The organism is Sediminibacterium salmoneum NBRC 103935 (assembly GCF_000511175.1).
Taxonomy (GTDB): Bacteria; Bacteroidota; Bacteroidia; order Chitinophagales; family Chitinophagaceae; genus Sediminibacterium; species Sediminibacterium salmoneum.
Window position 1 is genome coordinate 485,800 of record NZ_KI866530.1, and the last position, 17,310, is coordinate 503,109.

The 17,310-nt window shown below is 38.9% G+C and carries 13 protein-coding genes; 9 read left to right on the forward strand and 4 right to left on the reverse strand.

Going from position 1 to position 17,310, the window contains the following annotated elements; all coding sequences use genetic code 11:
* Nucleotides 1-36 precede the first annotated feature (36 nt).
* Nucleotides 37-1,023 (forward strand): ABC transporter ATP-binding protein, encoded by a 987-nt coding sequence (locus P767_RS0102470; RefSeq protein ID WP_026763274.1) that lies wholly within the window; start codon nucleotides 37-39, stop codon nucleotides 1,021-1,023.
* On the opposite strand, the gene P767_RS0102475 is transcribed toward P767_RS0102470, so the two are convergent.
* Genes P767_RS0102475 through P767_RS0102490 form a run of 4 tightly spaced genes read right to left on the reverse strand, consistent with a single transcriptional unit; the run spans nucleotide 1,020 to nucleotide 4,108 of the window.
* The gene (locus P767_RS0102475; protein ID WP_026763275.1) at nucleotides 1,020-1,874 is read right to left on the reverse strand and encodes a dienelactone hydrolase family protein; all 855 of its coding nucleotides are present in this window, start codon (nucleotides 1,872-1,874) and stop codon (nucleotides 1,020-1,022) included. The genes P767_RS0102470 and P767_RS0102475 overlap by 4 nt on opposite strands.
* The gene (locus tag P767_RS0102480) at nucleotides 1,871-2,437 is read right to left on the reverse strand and encodes a hypothetical protein (protein ID WP_026763276.1); all 567 of its coding nucleotides are present in this window, start codon (nucleotides 2,435-2,437) and stop codon (nucleotides 1,871-1,873) included. Before P767_RS0102480 ends, P767_RS0102475 begins: the two co-directional genes overlap by 4 nt.
* 3 nt (nucleotides 2,438-2,440) lie before the next feature.
* Entirely contained in the window at nucleotides 2,441-3,262 is an 822-nt protein-coding gene (gene murQ / locus P767_RS0102485) for an N-acetylmuramic acid 6-phosphate etherase (protein ID WP_026763277.1), read from the reverse strand.
* A gap of 3 nt (nucleotides 3,263-3,265) precedes the next feature.
* A complete protein-coding gene (locus tag P767_RS0102490; RefSeq protein ID WP_026763278.1) occupies nucleotides 3,266-4,108 on the reverse strand; it encodes an N-acetylglucosamine kinase in 843 nt (280 codons plus the stop codon).
* A gap of 71 nt (nucleotides 4,109-4,179) precedes the next feature.
* Here P767_RS0102490 and P767_RS0102495 point away from each other — a divergent pair, with 71 nt between their 5' ends.
* From P767_RS0102495 to P767_RS0102530, 8 genes are all read left to right on the forward strand, one after another.
* Nucleotides 4,180-5,772, forward strand: coding sequence for a S41 family peptidase (locus P767_RS0102495; RefSeq protein ID WP_026763279.1), 1,593 nt, complete (start codon nucleotides 4,180-4,182; stop codon nucleotides 5,770-5,772).
* Between the two features lie 84 nt (nucleotides 5,773-5,856).
* Nucleotides 5,857-6,435: an HD domain-containing protein gene (locus tag P767_RS0102500; protein WP_026763280.1), complete on the forward strand. Its 579-nt coding sequence runs from the start codon at nucleotides 5,857-5,859 to the stop codon at nucleotides 6,433-6,435.
* Between the two features lie 5 nt (nucleotides 6,436-6,440).
* Complete coding sequence (locus P767_RS0102505; RefSeq protein ID WP_037351576.1) at nucleotides 6,441-7,118, forward strand: HAD-IA family hydrolase; 678 nt, start codon at nucleotides 6,441-6,443, stop codon at nucleotides 7,116-7,118.
* Between the two features lie 47 nt (nucleotides 7,119-7,165).
* A complete protein-coding gene (locus P767_RS15430; RefSeq protein WP_037352109.1) occupies nucleotides 7,166-8,428 on the forward strand; it encodes a DUF5690 family protein in 1,263 nt (420 codons plus the stop codon).
* Entirely contained in the window at nucleotides 8,418-9,470 is a 1,053-nt protein-coding gene (locus tag P767_RS15435; protein WP_051417009.1) for a TIGR03364 family FAD-dependent oxidoreductase, read from the forward strand. Before P767_RS15430 ends, P767_RS15435 begins: the two co-directional genes overlap by 11 nt.
* A gap of 152 nt (nucleotides 9,471-9,622) precedes the next feature.
* On the forward strand, nucleotides 9,623-12,910 hold the full coding sequence (locus P767_RS0102520; RefSeq protein ID WP_026763282.1) for a SusC/RagA family TonB-linked outer membrane protein: 3,288 nt from the start codon (nucleotides 9,623-9,625) through the stop codon (nucleotides 12,908-12,910).
* Between the two features lie 21 nt (nucleotides 12,911-12,931).
* Nucleotides 12,932-14,458 carry a SusD/RagB family nutrient-binding outer membrane lipoprotein gene (locus tag P767_RS0102525; protein WP_026763283.1) on the forward strand — a complete coding sequence of 509 codons (1,527 nt, stop codon included), beginning with the start codon at nucleotides 12,932-12,934 and terminating at the stop codon, nucleotides 14,456-14,458.
* A gap of 90 nt (nucleotides 14,459-14,548) precedes the next feature.
* Nucleotides 14,549-17,275 carry a bifunctional YncE family protein/alkaline phosphatase family protein gene (locus tag P767_RS0102530; protein WP_026763284.1) on the forward strand — a complete coding sequence of 909 codons (2,727 nt, stop codon included), beginning with the start codon at nucleotides 14,549-14,551 and terminating at the stop codon, nucleotides 17,273-17,275.
* The last annotated feature ends 35 nt before the right edge of the window (nucleotides 17,276-17,310 follow it).

Genomic DNA, 17,310 nt, shown 5'->3' on the forward strand with positions numbered 1-17,310 from the left:
ATTAGACCATGAAGGTACAATTTTGTAATTTGTGTTATGGTTTTTCTAGACTTACAGGAACTATTTAAACAGGAGGGCGAGAATACGATATTGTATCCTCTGCATTTTACCATGCAGGAAGGAGAGCGGGTGGCCATTGCCGGAGAAACGGGGTCTGGAAAATCCACACTACTGAAGCTGATTGCAGGACTGGCGCAGCCAACAGGCGGTAATGTATATTTTGAAGGGATGCGGGTATTGGGACCTGATGAACAGTTGCTGCCCGGGCATCCTAAGATTGCCTATTTGTCTCAGCATTATGAGCTGCGCAATAATTATAAAGTGCATGAGCTGTTATCAATGACCAATCAGCTGGACTATCGTTCTGCGCAGCAAATATTCGAAGTTTGTAGAATTGCCCATCTGATGATGCGTCGTTCCGATGAATTATCCGGGGGAGAGAAACAGCGGATTGCCCTTGCCAAGCAATTGACTTCGTATCCGAAACTTTTATTGCTGGATGAGCCGTTTTCCAATTTAGACAGGGTTCACAAAGCTTTGATTCGATCCGTAATTGAAGATATAAGTGACAAACTAAAAGTTACCTGTGTGCTGGTTTCTCATGATGCCACCGATTTGTTGTCCTGGGCCGATCGCATATTAATTATGCAGGACGGACAGTTGGTTCAACAGGGAACCCCCAGACAATTGTATCATCATCCGGTGAATGAATATGTAGCTGCCTTAATGGGAGAATACAATCTGATTAATACCAAGACCCACGAAGTATTTGTACAAATGTTAGGAGAGGGCGTCAGAGGCAAAAGAGCATTGATAAGACCTGAGCAGCTGGCTATCAGTGTAACAAAGCCTTCTCATCCACATTGGGTAGAAGGAGTGGTACAGAAAGTACTATTCTTTGGCGCCTACTATGCCATTGAAGTACTGGTAGATGGATTTATCTTAAAAGTAAATACCCTATCTTTTTTATTCAATCCCGGAGATATTGTATTTGTTTTTGTGGCCAGCAACAGTGCGGCTTAAGCTTTAAGGTATTTGGCAAAAAAGCCCAGGGTTCTTTCCCAGGATAATTTTGCTGCTGCCTCGTTATAGCGTGCCGGAGCTGTATCGTTGTGAAAGGCGTGGTTAACATTGTCGTACACAAACAATTCGTATTTAACATTGCTCGCTTTTAAAGCTGCTTCATAGGCCGGAATCCCTTCGTTTACCCGCGTGTCTAATCCCCCGTAATGCAACATGACTGCTGCTTTAATTTGTGCAACTTTAGCAGTTTCAGGTTGTCTTCCATAATAGGCAACAGCCGCTTTTAAATCGGGAATATTTACCGCCAGGTTATTGGCCATGGCACCACCCCAGCAAAATCCCACGCAACCAACAGAACCGTTACAATCCTTTCTGGTTTTTGCATAAGCAACAGCGCGAATAAAATTGTCAAGGCTCTCTTCCGGTTTCAGGGTAGAAAATTTGGCCCTTAGTTCATCGTCATTTTTGGGGAGTTCGCCCAAGGGAGAAAGTATATTGGGAGCAATTGCCAGGTAACCCGCTTTTGCTGCCCTTCTGGCTACATCTTCTATATGTGCATTCAATCCCCTGTTTTCGTGAATCACAATTACTGCAGCCAGTTTCTTTGCGTTCTTGGGTTTGGCTACATAAGCACTCATAGTGCCATTAATACCTTCGTAAGTTATGGTTTCAGTTTCCAGATCATCGGAGGCGGTGATATTTGCGTTGGCCGCGTTTACTTCAATCATTGGCAAAACACTTAATGCCGCTGCCATGCCTCCGGTTAGCAAAGCCAATCTGCTTAAGAATTCGGGTCTGCTCAAGGGCTTGTGCGTGTACTCGTCGTAAAGATCTATGATTTCCTGGTTCATAGTGTAATGCGTTTTGATAGTTCGTCGTCAATTTTTTTAAAGAGATGATAAGGCTTATATATTCTCCAGTCGGGCAGTTCCATTAATTCAATATAATAATGCAACTTCTTCCCTTTAAAATCCTGTTGGGTGGCTTGTGGCATATTAAGGGCTACAATCCATCCGTTTTCATCTGTTACTTCTTCAAACCATTCCTGATAATATTCCTTATCGCTACTATGGAAGTTAAGCACATTTTCTGTTATGAGAATATATTTATAAATGCCTTCTTTTTCCAGCAAGTCAATAATTTCCCGTTTCAGTTCCATGATATCATTTTCAATGGCATCGTTCCATTCCCCAATCATTTCAATGATGGCAAAATGCAATTCATAATCCACGTAAATGATTTTCAGGTAGAGGGTCCTGCTTCCGAATTCATCCCATTGGGGATGAATAAAATAATTGTAGACGGTTTGCGAAAATTCAAACTCAGAATAAGTTCTGCCAAAGAAAGGAGAGCGCTTGTCTTCTTCGGCAATATAAATATGACGCCAGTTAAAAAAAGGTTCTATATCATGCATAGGCTATTCACTCTCAAAAGACTCCACCGCTTTTTTTACACTTCCATATTTCAGCAGCAGGTCTTTTGCTTTTTCATAATCATTCAGTCCCAGATTATCCATCAGCATTTTAACGCCACGGTCAACCAGTTTAATATTGCTTAACTGCATATTGACCATTTTGTTGTCTTCCACGCGACCTAGTTGAATCATAACCGCTGTTGAAATCATATTCAGCACCAGTTTTTGTGCCGTTCCGCTTTTCATTCGGGTACTACCGGTAACAAATTCAGGACCTACCACCACTTCTACGGGAAAGTCTGCGGCTTCAGATACAGGTGAGTTGGGATTACAACTGATGCTGCCTGTAATGATTCCTCTTTTGCGACACTCTTTTAGTGCGCCAATTACATAAGGAGTAGTGCCACTGGCCGCCAGTCCTATTACCACGTCTTTATCGTTAATAAAGTGTTTTTGTAAATCGCTCCAGCCCTCATCTGCACTGTCTTCTGCAAATTCCACCGCCTGTGTAATGGCTTTTTCGCCACCGGCAATCAACCCGATTACCAAACCATGAGGTACCCCATAAGTAGGTGGACATTCGCTGGCGTCCAGGATTCCTAAACGGCCGCTTGTGCCTGCACCCATATAAAATAAACGTCCGCCCTGCAGCATTTTGTCTGAAATAGCCGCTACCAGTTTTTCTATTTGAGGTATGGCTTTTTCAACGGCATCGGGAACCGTTTTATCTTCTTTATTGATATTGGTTAAGATTTCCTGAATGCTCATTTTTTCCAGATTGTTGTATCTGGAAGACTGCTCGGTTACTTTTACAAAATTCCCCATCTTTTATTGATTATGATATGCCACTAATCCGGGCATTGGTGTCTTTAATACTTTTCCAAGTTCTAATTCGTAACTGTTACAAAGTTCCTTTAAAACATCTCTAAATCCAAATCCAACGCTTCCAACAAAATGGATGGGCTGAGTCCAGCTTTCCTTGAATTTATACAAGTGTGTAAAGAAAAAGTCGTTTAGTCCGTCTTCAATAATGTTTTCTATCATGAAATGGCCCCTGTTTTCAGCAAGAAAAAGGGCAAAATTGGCCAGGTATCGGTTGGCCAATGGTTTTTTATAAACGTTTTCTAAAATACTTGCGTGGGTTTCACCATATTTTTTCTGGAAGCGATTCATCAGATCTTCATCAAAGGTTTTGTAGAGAAAGTATTGAATCACTTTTTTGCCCAAATAGGCACCGGATCCTTCGTCTCCCAATACATACCCCAGTCCCGGGCTGATGTTTACAATTTTTTTACCATTGTAATAACAGGCATTGGAACCGGTACCTAAAATACAGGCAATTCCTTTGTTTTTGCCGCAGGATGCCCTGGCAATACCCAGTAAATCGGTATTAATCTCGGTTTTTGTTTTTGGAAAAAGTTGTTTGAACACTTTTTTCATGATGGCAACATTGGCAGGATTACCCAGTCCGGTTCCATAAAAATGAAGTGCGTCCACTTTTGTGTTCTTTATCTTGGGCATGAGTTGTTTGTTCAGGATTTGAATCATTTCGTCTCCTGTAACAAAATAGGGGCTCATTGCGGGGGTCAAAACTGTTTTTTTCTTGCCGTTTTCCAGTAAACACCATTCACATTTGGTGGATCCGCTGTCGGCAATTAAGATGGCAGGCATAGGAAAGGTTTAATTCGGCAATAAATATAGATATTTGCATGCTTACATGACATATAATTTAATGCGCATTTATGGGTCCTAAGAAATTGCAGGTTTGGTTACCATTATTATTTGCTATAGTAATGATTGTGGGAATGATGATTGGATTCCAGTTGAAGGAGAAAACCCTTTCTCCTCAGTTTTTCAACCCCGGCAGTCGTTCTTCTTTGCAGGAATTAACAGAGTTAATTAAAACCCGGTATGTAGACAAGGTTTCTCAGGACAGTATTAACGGACTGGTGTCGAATGAATTGCTCAAGCACCTTGATCCGCATTCTGTTTTTATTCCTTCTGAAGAATTACAGGCTGCCAATGAAGATATCATGGGTAATTTTCAGGGCATTGGTATTGAGTTCCGACAGATTAATGATACCGTGAATGTGATGAATATTATGCCCGGTGGTCCTGCAGAGAAAGTGGGGCTGCAAACGGGAGATCAGTTGATTTTTGTAAATGACAGCATTGCCATTGCCGGTAAAAAACTGGATGGGAATGCCATTCGGAAACTCTTCAGAGGACCGGCCAATTCAACCGTAAAAGTAAAATACCTGAGAGCGGGTAAAATGCTCGAAACCACCATTACCCGTGGAAATATTCCGGTAAGTTCGGTAGACGCAGCATATATCATAGCACCTAAAGTCGGATTTATCCGCCTGAATAAGTTTGCAGAAAGAACCTATGAAGAGTTCATGACCGAACTGGAAAAACTGCAGGCACAAAAAATGGAAAACCTGATTCTGGATTTACGTGGCAATACGGGTGGGTTAATGAAAGAAGCCGTAGATATGGCAGATGAGTTTTTGTCGGATAATAAATTGATTGTTTATACAGAAGGCGATAATTCTCCCAGAACCAATTTTACTGCCAAGCGTCCGGGATTGTTCGAGACAGGTAAGTTAATTGTATTGATTGATGAGACTTCTGCATCTGCCAGCGAAATTTTGGCAGGCGCTCTGCAAGACTGGGACCGTGCAGTAATCATGGGAAGAAGATCATTTGGTAAGGGCCTGGTACAGCAGCAGTTTCAGCTAAGTGATGGGGCAGCAGTTCGTTTAACGGTAGCCCGGTATTTTACTCCCCTGGGTAGGAATATTCAGAAATCCTATGCAGAAGGCTACGATAAATACAATGAAGAATTGATGGGTCGTTTTCATGCAACCGATTCTGCATCTAAAAAAGATTCCGTTGCCCGCTCTGTAAAAAAATACAAAACCCCTGCAGGTAAAACAGTTTTTGGTGGCGGGGGAATTACACCGGACTCAACCGTGTTGTTTGATTCTTCCTTATATACCCGCTCTGTTTTGCAGGTACTCATGACCAGTACACTGAATGATTTTGTGTATTACGATTTTGTTACCAATCGGGCTCAATACTCACAGTTTAAAACAGCAACAGACTTTAACCAGCAATACCAGGTAAGCCCGGCTCAATGGAAGTCTTTTGTTCAGTATGCGGCCAAAGAAGGGTTGAATTTCAATACGATTGATGTTAGAAGCAAAGCATTTATTGAGAACCGCATCAAAGCTTTGATTGCCCGTCAGCGCTGGAGAACGAATGGGTATTTTGTAGTGGCGAATGTTGCCGATATACTGGTAGAAAAAGCGTTGAATGCCATTCAGAAATAATTTGGTAACAATTCCTTCATAGTTTGATAATCCAGGAATTATTTTCTCTCGGTTTCTCTTGCATAGGTTTGTTAAAACATATCTATGCAGAAAAGAAATACTGCTGTTATTGCAGAAGAGATTGTACAATTACTTTTATCGAAGGGCGGTTCTGAATATATTGGTGAGCCGGTTACAAAGCTGGAGCATATGGTCCAGAGTGCTGAAATAGCAGAAGAAAAAGCATGTTCTGAAGATCTGATTTTAGCAGCATTATTGCATGATATTGGCCATGTATGCGAACCCTTGACTTCAGAAAATGATATGGAAGGGCTAGGACTTCTTGATCATGAATATCTGGGGGCTCAATTTTTAAAAGACAGAGGGTTTTCCGAAAAAATAATTCAGGCTGTTGAGAATCATGTGCCTGCCAAGCGATACCTCTGTTATAAATATCCTTCTTATTTATCCCAATTATCTGAAGCAAGCCTGCAAACACTCAAATTGCAAGGGGGCGTGATGACCTATCATGAAGCAATCCGTTTTGAACAAAATCCTTTTTTTGAAGACATTATTGCCATTCGGAAAATAGATGAGCAGGCCAAAATAGCCAATAAGCCACTACCGGCTAATCTTGATTTTTATAAGGAAATGATGATTCGTCATTTAGATCAAAACGCATAAAACATATGGCTCAGAAATATTCTATGGTGGTATTTGATATGGCAGGTACTACAGTAAACGAAGATAATCTAGTGTACAAACTCATGCACCAGATGCTGGTTAACGATGGGTATGACTGTACACTTGAGATGGTTCTTGCATTGGGGGCTGGAAAAGAAAAAAGACAGGCTTTTAAAGATCTGCTGATTGACTTAGGCGTTTTTGCTCCTGATAATATTGCTATGCGACTGCATGAATCTTTTCATTTAAATCTAGTTGAAGCGTATCAGTCTATGGACGTAAAACCAATGCCCTATGCAGAAAGGATTTTCAATGAATTGAAGAAAAGAAATATTAAAGTGGTTTTAAATACCGGCTATGACGCTAATATAGCAAGTTTGCTTTTGGAAAAGTTGAACTGGCATGTTGGACAAACAGTCGACGCTGTCATTACAGCATCTGATGTAGTCAGTAGCAGGCCAAATCCTGAGATGATTTTTCTTGCTATGCAAAATATGGCAATAAGGGATGCGGCTTTTGTTGTGAAAGTAGGGGATTCCATAACAGATATAGAGGAAGGTAAGAATGCAGGTTGTGGATTAACGATTGGTATTACAACTGGTGCACAAAACGAGGAAATGTTGTTAATGGCTGATCCTGATTTTGTAATTCATGGGTTGGACAAAATATTATCGATTGTATGATGCGTTCTTCTGTGTCTTATCATCTAGGCCACAGGCTTAACAGTAAAATGAGGCAATCACCTGGATTTCTGCTACTAGTTGTTTCATTCGCCTCTTTTACAGTTTACACTTGTATGTATGGATTCAGAAAGCCATATACAGCTGGTGTTTATGAACAATGGACTTTTTTAGGGTTGTCTTATAAAGTAAGTCTTGTAATTGCACAGGTTATCGGATACATGATTAGTAAGTTTATAGGTATCCGTATTATTTCTACTATGGATGCCCAATATAGAATTCAGGGTATTTTTAGTTGCATTGCCCTTGCCTGGTTTTCTCTTTTTTTATTTGGTATTATCCCGGCCCCGTATAATATTATTTGTATGTTCTTAAACGGGTTACCGCTGGGAATGGTTTTTGGAATGGTTTTTAGTTTTTTGGAAGGACGAAGAACAACAGAGATTATGGGTGCGGTATTGGTGAGTAGTTTCATTTTTGCTTCCGGACTAGCTAAATCAATTGGCAAATGGCTGTTGCTAAACTTTAATATTCATGATTTCTGGATGCCATTTATAGCAGGTGCCTTTTTTGTAATTCCGGTTTTAATTTCACTTTGGCTTTTGCATCATACTCCCTTGCCGGATATGGAAGATATTCAAAACAGATCCGAAAGAAAGCCGATGAATCAAAAGGATCGGAGCGCATTTATTATGCAGTTCGGTTATTTGCTGTTACCTGTAGTAATTAGTTATACTTTATTTACTATTGTAAGAGATTTTAGTGAAGATTTTGCCAATGAATTATGGATAGAAACCGGGTATAAGGAGAATGCCGGTATATTTTTTCAGACCAGTTCTATTGTTGCTGTTTTTGTGTTGATTGTAATTGGTTCTTTCTTTACCATAAAATCTAACAGACAGGCTTTTATTTACACGCATTTGCTGGTAATTGCAGGTCTCATTATTACCCTTGCTGCCACGTTACTTTATAATGGTCAGCAGCTAACCCCCCTTCAATGGATGGTGATTTCTACAACTGGATTATACCTGGCATATTTGCCCTTTAACTGTCTTTATTTTGAAAGAATGATTTCTACTTATGAAGTAAAGGGGAATGTTGGCTTTGTAATGTATATAGCAGATGCATTCGGCTATCTGGGAACCGTTTTTGTGTTGCTATTAAAAGAATTTATTCGGGTTCAGATAAGCTGGGTGTCTTTTTTTTCTATCCTTTTTATTGGGGTTTCTATAATGGGTGTTATTCTGATTTTATTTTCTCTTAGAGGACATATTAGTTTAATAAAACGTATAAATATTATTCATGAAAAATAAAGCAATAGTTGTAGGTGCTGGAATTGTTGGTTTGTCGGTTGCCAGGGCATTGGCAGACAAAGGATATAATGTAACGGTAGTAGATAAGTCTGCTAAGGCAATAGGAGCATCTGTCAGGAATTTCGGAATGGTCTGGCCTATAGGTCAGCCATCCGGGGAGTTGTATCAGTTGGCAAGAAAATCAGCGGAGATATGGAAGCTGGTTTGTGATGGTACAGGTATGTGGTATAATCAAAGTGGTAGTTTGCATGTGGCTAACAATGAAATAGAATGGACAGTCTTAAATGAATTGTACGATATTTTTAATAAAGAGGGTAGGCCTGTTCAATTACTTTCAAAAGGGGAAATTGCAAAGCTTTATCCATATATTAATCAACAGTCTCTATTGGGTGGATTGTTTTCGTCTGATGAGTTGATTGTTGATCCAAGAATAGCTGCTGCTCATGTAAGTACTTATTTAAGTGAATTAATGAATGTTCAGTTTCTATGGAATTTTTCGGCAACAGAAATTGGAGAAGGGTATATAAAGAATAGCGATAAAATATTGCATGCTGATTATGTTTTTATTTGTTCTGGTCATGAGATGGAAACTTTATTCCCTGCTGTTTTTAATGAGACTCCCATTACAAAATGTAAATTACAGATGATGCGTTTTCAAATGCCTGCACATGGTACAATAGGTACGTCTGTTTGTGGCGGGTTATCTTTGCTGCATTACGGAAGCTTTAAGCAATCTTCATCATTGCCTTTGCTGAAAAAATTTGCAGAAGAAAATTTTCCTTTGAATTTGCAATACGGAATACATGTAATGGTGTCTCAGCATGAAAAAGGAGAGCTAACTGTTGGTGATTCACACGAGTATGGTAATATTTTTGATCCTTTTGACAGATACGATATTAATGATTTGATCATTCAATATTTAAATAGATTCATGAATGCTTCGGATTGGAAAATCTCTGCAAGCTGGCATGGCATATACCCTAAGATGACAGATGGGTCATCTTGGTTTTTTATTCTCCTATTAATCGTGTTTATATTTTAAATGGCTTGGGTGGTGCAGGCATGACGTTGAGTTTTGGACTCGCAAAAAAATTGATTGATGCCTTGGATTAATTGACAACAATCAGTTAACATTAACAATACATTGAGTTAACATTACAATGATAGGTTTGCGCAACAAACAGCAAAACTATTATGAGTAAGTTAAAACATTTAATGAAAGCAATATTGTACAGTTTGTCAATATTGCTTTTTCATTTTTCTGCTTCTGCGCAGACAGTTATTAAAGGTAGAGTAGTTGATGCCGCTTCGGGTAATCCCTTGTCTGGTGCTACTATTACAGTTGTAAAATCAAAAACAAATTCAGTTTCAGATTTACAAGGGAATTTTTCAATCAATGCGTCTAATGGAGATCAGTTAATCATTAGTAATATTGGATTTAAAGATAAAACGGTAAGAGCTTCAGCAGATTTCATGCAGATTGTTTTAGAAGCTTCTTCTTCTGAATTAGATGAGGTTGTTGTAACTGCATTGGGCATTAAAAGAGAAAAGAAAAAATTGGGATATGCTTCCCAGGAATTAAAAGGGGATAATTTAACGGTAGCCAGAGAGTCCAATGTGGTTAGTCAGCTTGCGGGAAAAATTGCAGGAGTTACAGTTATTGGAGGAAATTCAGGTATTGGAGGTTCTGCAAGAGTTACGATTCGTGGGGAGCGTTCAGTAGATATGAATAAAAATCAGCCTTTGTATGTAATTGACGGTGTACCCATTTCTAATTCAATTGTTGGAGGAAGTGGCAGAGGAAACCTTGAAGTTGATTTTGGTAATGGTGCCGGCTTTGTAAATCCAGATGATATTGAAAGCATGAACGTATTAAAAGGACCTGCTGCCTCTGCTTTATACGGTTCCAGGGCTGCCAATGGCGTTATTGTAATTAAGACAAAGTCTGGTAAAAGCAGCAAGGGTATTGGGGTTGAAGTAAACTCAAACTTAACTTTTGAAAATGCATTGAAGTTGCCAGAATTTCAAAATGTGTACGGTCAGGGTAATGGAAATGGAGGTGCTTTTGCTTATGTAAACGGAGGCGGAGCAGGATTAACGGATGGTACTGATGAAGGTTGGGGTCCTGCCTTTAAAGGACAATTATATCCTCAATATAATTCGCCCAGAACATTAAATGGACAGCCAATACCTTTCTTGGGGGGAGATTTAAATGCCCCGGCTGGAAGTGTAATTACACCCACGCCATGGGTGGCAGATGTTGATGGAGTAGCTAAATTCTTTCAAACAGGAAGAACGCTTACAAACAATGTAGCATTGGTTGGAAGTAATAAGGATGGTGACTTTCGTTTGTCATTTACCAATCTTGATCAAACAGGTATTGTTCCTAATACAGATTTAAAACGAAACACGGTTTCTTTTAGTGGCGGATATAATTTATCTGATAAATTCAGTGCCCGTGCTTTTGTTTCTTATATCAAGAGTTCTAGTGATAACCGACCCTCTATTAGTTATGGGACAGAGAGTATAATGTATTTATTTACGAGCTGGTTTCCCAGATCTGTTAGAATAGAAGATATGAAAAGATTGTGGCAGCCAGGATTAGAGGGAATAAGACAATTTGGATGGAATTACAATTATCATGATAATCCTTACCTGACTGTATATGAAAATACCAATGGTCAGGTAGTTGACCGTATTATTGGTAATATTACACTTAAATATGATATCGCTAGTTGGTTAAGTTTGCAATTGCGTGCTGCAACTGATTATGCTTCGGAAGTTCGTTCCTACAAAAGAGCATTCAGCACTCAACGTTTTCCATTTGGTCAATACAGAGAGGCCCGAGTAATTACAGAAGAGAGAAATACAGATTTCTTGTTTTCCGCTAATAAAAAACTGAATAATGATTTTACTATTTCTGGTACATTCGGTGGCAACCAAACCAGACAAAAAGCTGATTTTAATGAAGTAAATGCAGGTCAGCTAAATATTCCGGGGATTTATAAAATTACCAATAATCGCGTACCAGTTGATGTTGCACAAACCACTACTGAAAAGCGAGTGAATAGTCTTTATGGATCTGCTCAAGTTGCTTACAAAAACTATTTATTTTTAGATGTTACCGGTAGAAATGACTGGAGTAGCGCATTAACTTTGCCAGCAGAATTAAAAGCGCTGGGTTCTGAAAAGAATTCTTTCTTTTATACTTCAGCAGCAGTAAGTGCTATTGTTAGTGATATGGTTAAATTGCCATCTGCAATTAACTTTGCTAAAGTTCGTGGAAGTGTTGCACAAGTAGGTAACGATACAGATCCTTTTACATTTACGCAAGCTTACAACCCAAGCACTGCATATGGAACGGCACAGATTTATGGAGAAACAGACCGTTTAGCGAATCTTTCATTAAAGCCGGAAATTAGTACTGCCTTTGAAATTGGAACTGAACTTAAAATGTTCAATAATCGTGTTGGGTTAGATCTTACTTTTTATCAGAGTAACACCAAAAATCAGATTATTAATATCCCACTTTCTCAAACATCTGGTTATAGTACCAGATCTATAAATGCAGGCCTTATCAGAAACTATGGCTTTGAAGCTATGTTGAATTTAGTGCCAGTAATTGGAAAGAAAAATGGATTTAAATGGACTGTTGATTTGAATTTTTCTACTAATCGCAGTAAAGTGGTTGAATTATCAGACGGGTTAACCAATTTAGTAATGGCCAGCAGAAGTGTAACTGTTGAAGCAAGGGTTGGGGAAAGAATGGGAGACATGTATGGTATTGGTTTTGCTCGTGTACAAAATACTAATCCTAATGGTGCTTATTATGATGGCACTGGCAAATTTGTGGGTCAGATGGTGTATAATAATGGCAGACCAATCAGAACAACCGAAAGAATTAAGTTAGGTAACTACAATCCTGATTGGCTGGCTGGTATAAATAATACGTTCACTTATGGCAATTTCAAACTAGGATTTTTGTTTGATGTAAGAATGGGTGGCCAGGTGTACTCTCATACACAAACAGTAGGAAGAGAAGGGGGAATCATTGTTGAAACCCTTGAAGGTAGAGCAGATGGTTACGATTTAACAAAGCCAGGTAATGGAGTAATAGGCGAAGGTGTTAAAGTGGTTAATGGACAATTAGTGCCAAACGATGTAAAAATTACTGCTCGTGAATGGCATACAGCCTGGACAGCAGGAAGAGCAATTGCAGAGGGCGTTATGTATGATGCTTCATTTGTAAAGTTGAGAGAGTTGCAAATTGGGTTTAATTTTCCTGCACAAGTATTAAGAAAAACACCATTTAAAGCGGCAACATTAAGTTTGGTTGGAAGAAACTTAGCAGTATGGTCAAATGTTCCACATGTTGATCCTGAAGTGATGTCTTATTCTGGTGGTACAGCTTTGCCAGGTATTGAATACATGTCTATTCCTTCTTCGAGAAGCTTTGGTGTTAATTTAAGTTTGAAATTCTAATCATTACAAAAAAGAACAATCATGAAAAAAATATATCTAGCATTAACAACATTTTCCCTGTTGTTTTTAAATGCTTGTACAAAAGATTTTACAGAGGTAAATACCAATCCGAATGTCCCAACTAAAGTTACCCCCAACCTTCTTTTATCGGGTATCATTAAAAGTGCTGTTAACGAGCAAGTTGGGCAAGCCTGGGGTACAGGTAATTTATTGGTGCAGTATACAGCTAAAATTCAGTTTGTAAATGAAGACCGTTACTTGTGGGGTGAGAAAAATGGAATTTGGTCTAACGTATATGGTAATATGCGTAATGTTCAAAACATTATAGACCTGGCTGGTTCAAGCACTCCAGTACAGCAGAATTATTTGGGTGTTGCTTTAGTTTTAAAAAGTTGGTTGTTCTCATTAGCAACAGATGCTTATGGTGATATTCCTTACTCCGAAGCTATTAAGGCAAAAACAAACGGAGTGTATTTGCCTAAATATGATACACAGGAAGAAATTTATAATGGGTTATTGGTCGATTTAAAAAAGGCGAATGAAATTCTCGGAACAAGTAATGAAGCTATTACCGGTGATATCCTTTTTAATGGTTCAGTGCTTAAGTGGAAAAAATTGGCTAACTCATTGCGATTAAGATTATTAATGCGCTTGTCTAAAAAGAAGTCTGTAAATGCCGAAATGCAAACCATTGTTTCTAATAGCACTTTATATCCTTTGATGACTTCCAATGATGACAACGCAGAAATGAAATATCTGGCTGATGTTCCTGCCAATCAATGGCCTTTGTACAGTTCTCGTGTTGGTTCTATTGATGAAATAAGGGTTAGTAAAACATTGAGCGATCGGTTATCAGCTATTAATGACCCAAGACTTTTTGTTTTCGGAAGACCTTCTCAAAATTCAGTTGCTGTTGGAAATCCAAAAATCGAAGGCATTCCCAATGGTTTGGGCGATGTTGCTGCATTAAATTACAATGGTGGACCGCAAGGTGTTTCAAGAATTGGATACAGTTATGCCTGTTTGGTTTGTAATGATAATGGTCAAACGCCACCATTGCCGAATGTAGCCAGAGGCATTATTATGAATTATGCAGAACTACAATTTATTTTAGCTGAAGCAGCTGAGAAAGGCATGATTAATACTTCAACAACTGCAAATACGTATTACCTTAATGGAATAAATGCTAATTTTTCCTATTATGCTTCAATGGTTCCTGCCTCTTACGGAATAAATGTTACACCAGGTGCCGATTATTTTACGCAACCAGCTGTAGCTTATACCGGAACTACACAAGCAAAGCTAGAGAAAATTGCATTACAAAAATGGGTTGCATTATTCTTTACAGGATTAGAAGGTTGGTTCGACTGGAGAAGAACAGGTATGCCTGAAATTTTACCTGGACGTGACAATTTGAATAACAATAAAGTACCAGTTAGATTTATTTACCCCGTTGCAGAACAAGCATTAAATGGAGCAAATAGAGCAGCTGCTGTAACCAGGCAAGGGACAGATGATATCAACACCCTGATGTGGATTGCTAAGTAAGTTTTTCTCATATTTCGATTTAGTTTTAGTGAATGGGGTGGATGCTTAGGTATTCACCTCATTTTATCATTAATCAGTTATCTTTAAATCATGCGTTATATAATTACCAGTTTATTTCTTTTGTTATTAAACTTAGCGAATGCGCAAACTAAAAAAACGGTGACTGCGCTGGAAGTGCCAGGTAAGTTTGAGTATGCTCGTATTGATGAAAAAGGGGTATCGGTATTGCCCAGCGGAAGATATATCAATCCTGCCGGAGAAATGATTCGTATTACCCATGATCCTTTCGGAATGCGGGTATCTCCGGATGGTACTAAAGCGGTTACATTACATAATGGAGTATTTACCATTATTGACTTAATCAGTATGAAGCCTACTCGAGTTCCATCATATGATGGAAAAACACCTTCTCCATTTTCTAAGGGTTCTTTTCTTGGGGTAGATTTTGGGGAACAATCCCATATTGTGTATTTGAGCGGCGGTGATAATGGTTCTGTGTTAATTTATGATATTCAGCAAATGCGCAGGATTGATTCTATCTCTCTTAACGGGAAAGTGGGAAGTATCTTATTTGAAGACAGTTTTACTTCCGATCTATTGTATAATTCAGATAAAAAAGAATTGTTGGTTTTGGACCGCGCGAATTTTCGCATGGTAAGAATTAATATGCTGACCAAGCAAATTGTAGCATCTATTCCCTGTGGAAGATTGCCCTTCGGTTTGTCATTAAGCCCTGATAAAAAGTATGCTTTTGTTGCAAACGTTGGAATGTATTCCTATCCTTTGATTGAGGGAATGACCGAGCAAAATTATGATTCAATGCTTATTTCACATCATCCTTATGGAGACAATACAAAGGAATCTATCAATGGAACCATCATTGACGGCAAAAAAATTCCTGGGGTTGGAAGTCCTGCTTCCCCGGAAGCAATGAGTGTATTCGTAATTGACCTAACAACCAACAAAGTGCTGAGTAAATTAAAGACCGGTCATCAGGTTGGGGAATTGATAGAAGATATTGAAGTAGTGGGAGGCGCCAGTCCTAATTCAATTGCGGTAGGCAAACAATTTGCTTATATTACAAATGCCACGAATGATAATATTTCTGTTATTGATTATCGTACGCAGAAAATAGTGAAACACATTCCTGTGAAAGTAAGTTCATTGCTTGATAAATACAGGGGGTTATTGCCTTTTGGAATTTCACTTAGTAAAGATGAGAAAAAATTATATGTTGCGTTATTGGGTTTTAATGCAGTTGCCGTAATTGATATCGCTTCTGAGAAAACAGTTGGCTTAATACCTACAGGCTGGGGGCCATCCAGGGTAATGTTGAACAAAGACGAAAAAGAATTATATATCATTACTGCTAGAGGTTTAGGAGCGGGTCCCAACGGTGGAATTGGGTATAAAAAACCCATACAGGGTACTTTTATTAGTGATCTGCAATTGGGTTCTTTTCATAAAGTGGCTATGCCAGACTCTGTTCAACTGGCAAAGTATACGGCCACCACTTTGTCTAACACTTTTTTTCAATCAACAGTTGAAATCAACCAAAATCCATTGCCCCCTTTGCCAGGTGTTTATCAGAGCCCGATTAAGCATATCGTTTACATAACAAAGGAAAACCGTACATACGATGAAGTATTCGGTCAAATTAAAGAAGCAAAGGGAGACAGTAGCTTAGCTAGATTCGGACTTGATAATGAATATACTTTATTGGCTAATCAGCGGGAGCGATTTAAAGGATTACGTGTAACACCCAATCATCACAAGATTGCAAGACAATTTGCATTTAGCGATAACTTTTATTGTGATAGTGATGCCAGTATTCATGGGCATCATTGGATGATGGGTGTAATTCCGAATGAATGGGTGGAGGCTAATTCCAGTGTAAGTAAAACAGCCAAATTGTTTTCATCAGCTCCTGGAAGAAGATTTCCGGGATCAACAGGAAGTATGGATCCGGAAGATTTTGCAGAAGCAGGAGGAATCTGGGAAGCATTTGAACGAAAGAAAAAATTATTTTACAATTTTGGAGAAGCGAACGAAACAGCGCACGTAAGAGAAGAATGGTACGACACGGCAACTGGTGCAGGACATGGGGTGATGGTACCCATGCAGAAAGCTTTATTTAGCAAAACAAGCAGAATGTATCCCGGCTATAATACCAATATTCCTGATCAGTATCGGGCTAATCAGTTTGAAAAAGAATTCACGAGTAAATGGCTAATTGGTAAAGAGTTAATGCCGTCACTTATTACTATTCAATTGCCGAATGACCATATTGCCAAAGCGAGACCTGAAGATGGATATACCAGTGCGCATTCTTTCATGGCAGATAATGATTTAGCGCTGGGGCGTATACTGCATTTTTTATCTCGAACGAAGTACTGGAAAAATATGCTGGTGATCATTACAGAAGATGATCCGCAGGGAGGAGTAGATCATGTGGATGCACATCGTTCTATTTTAATGATGGCCGGGCCTTATGTAAAGAAGGGGCATATTAGTAAAACTCACGCTAATTTCGGAGCCATTTTAAAAACTATTTACAATATTTCGGGTGTTCCATACGTAAATCAATACGATGTTACTTCCAGTTTGTTGCAAGACTTTTTTACTGACCAACCCGATTTTACCCCTTATACTTTGGAAATGCACGACAGTCGTATATTTGACGTGAATAAAGCCATGAAAAAGTACAAGACAACAATTGATTGGAATAAGATTCTGAAAGGTCCTGAAATGGATAAGCTGGAAGATATGCGTGCCGATCATTATCGTCAGCAAAAAGAAGGAACCGTTATTAAATAGTGGACATGAAAAAAGGGATTGGTATTTTATTTTTG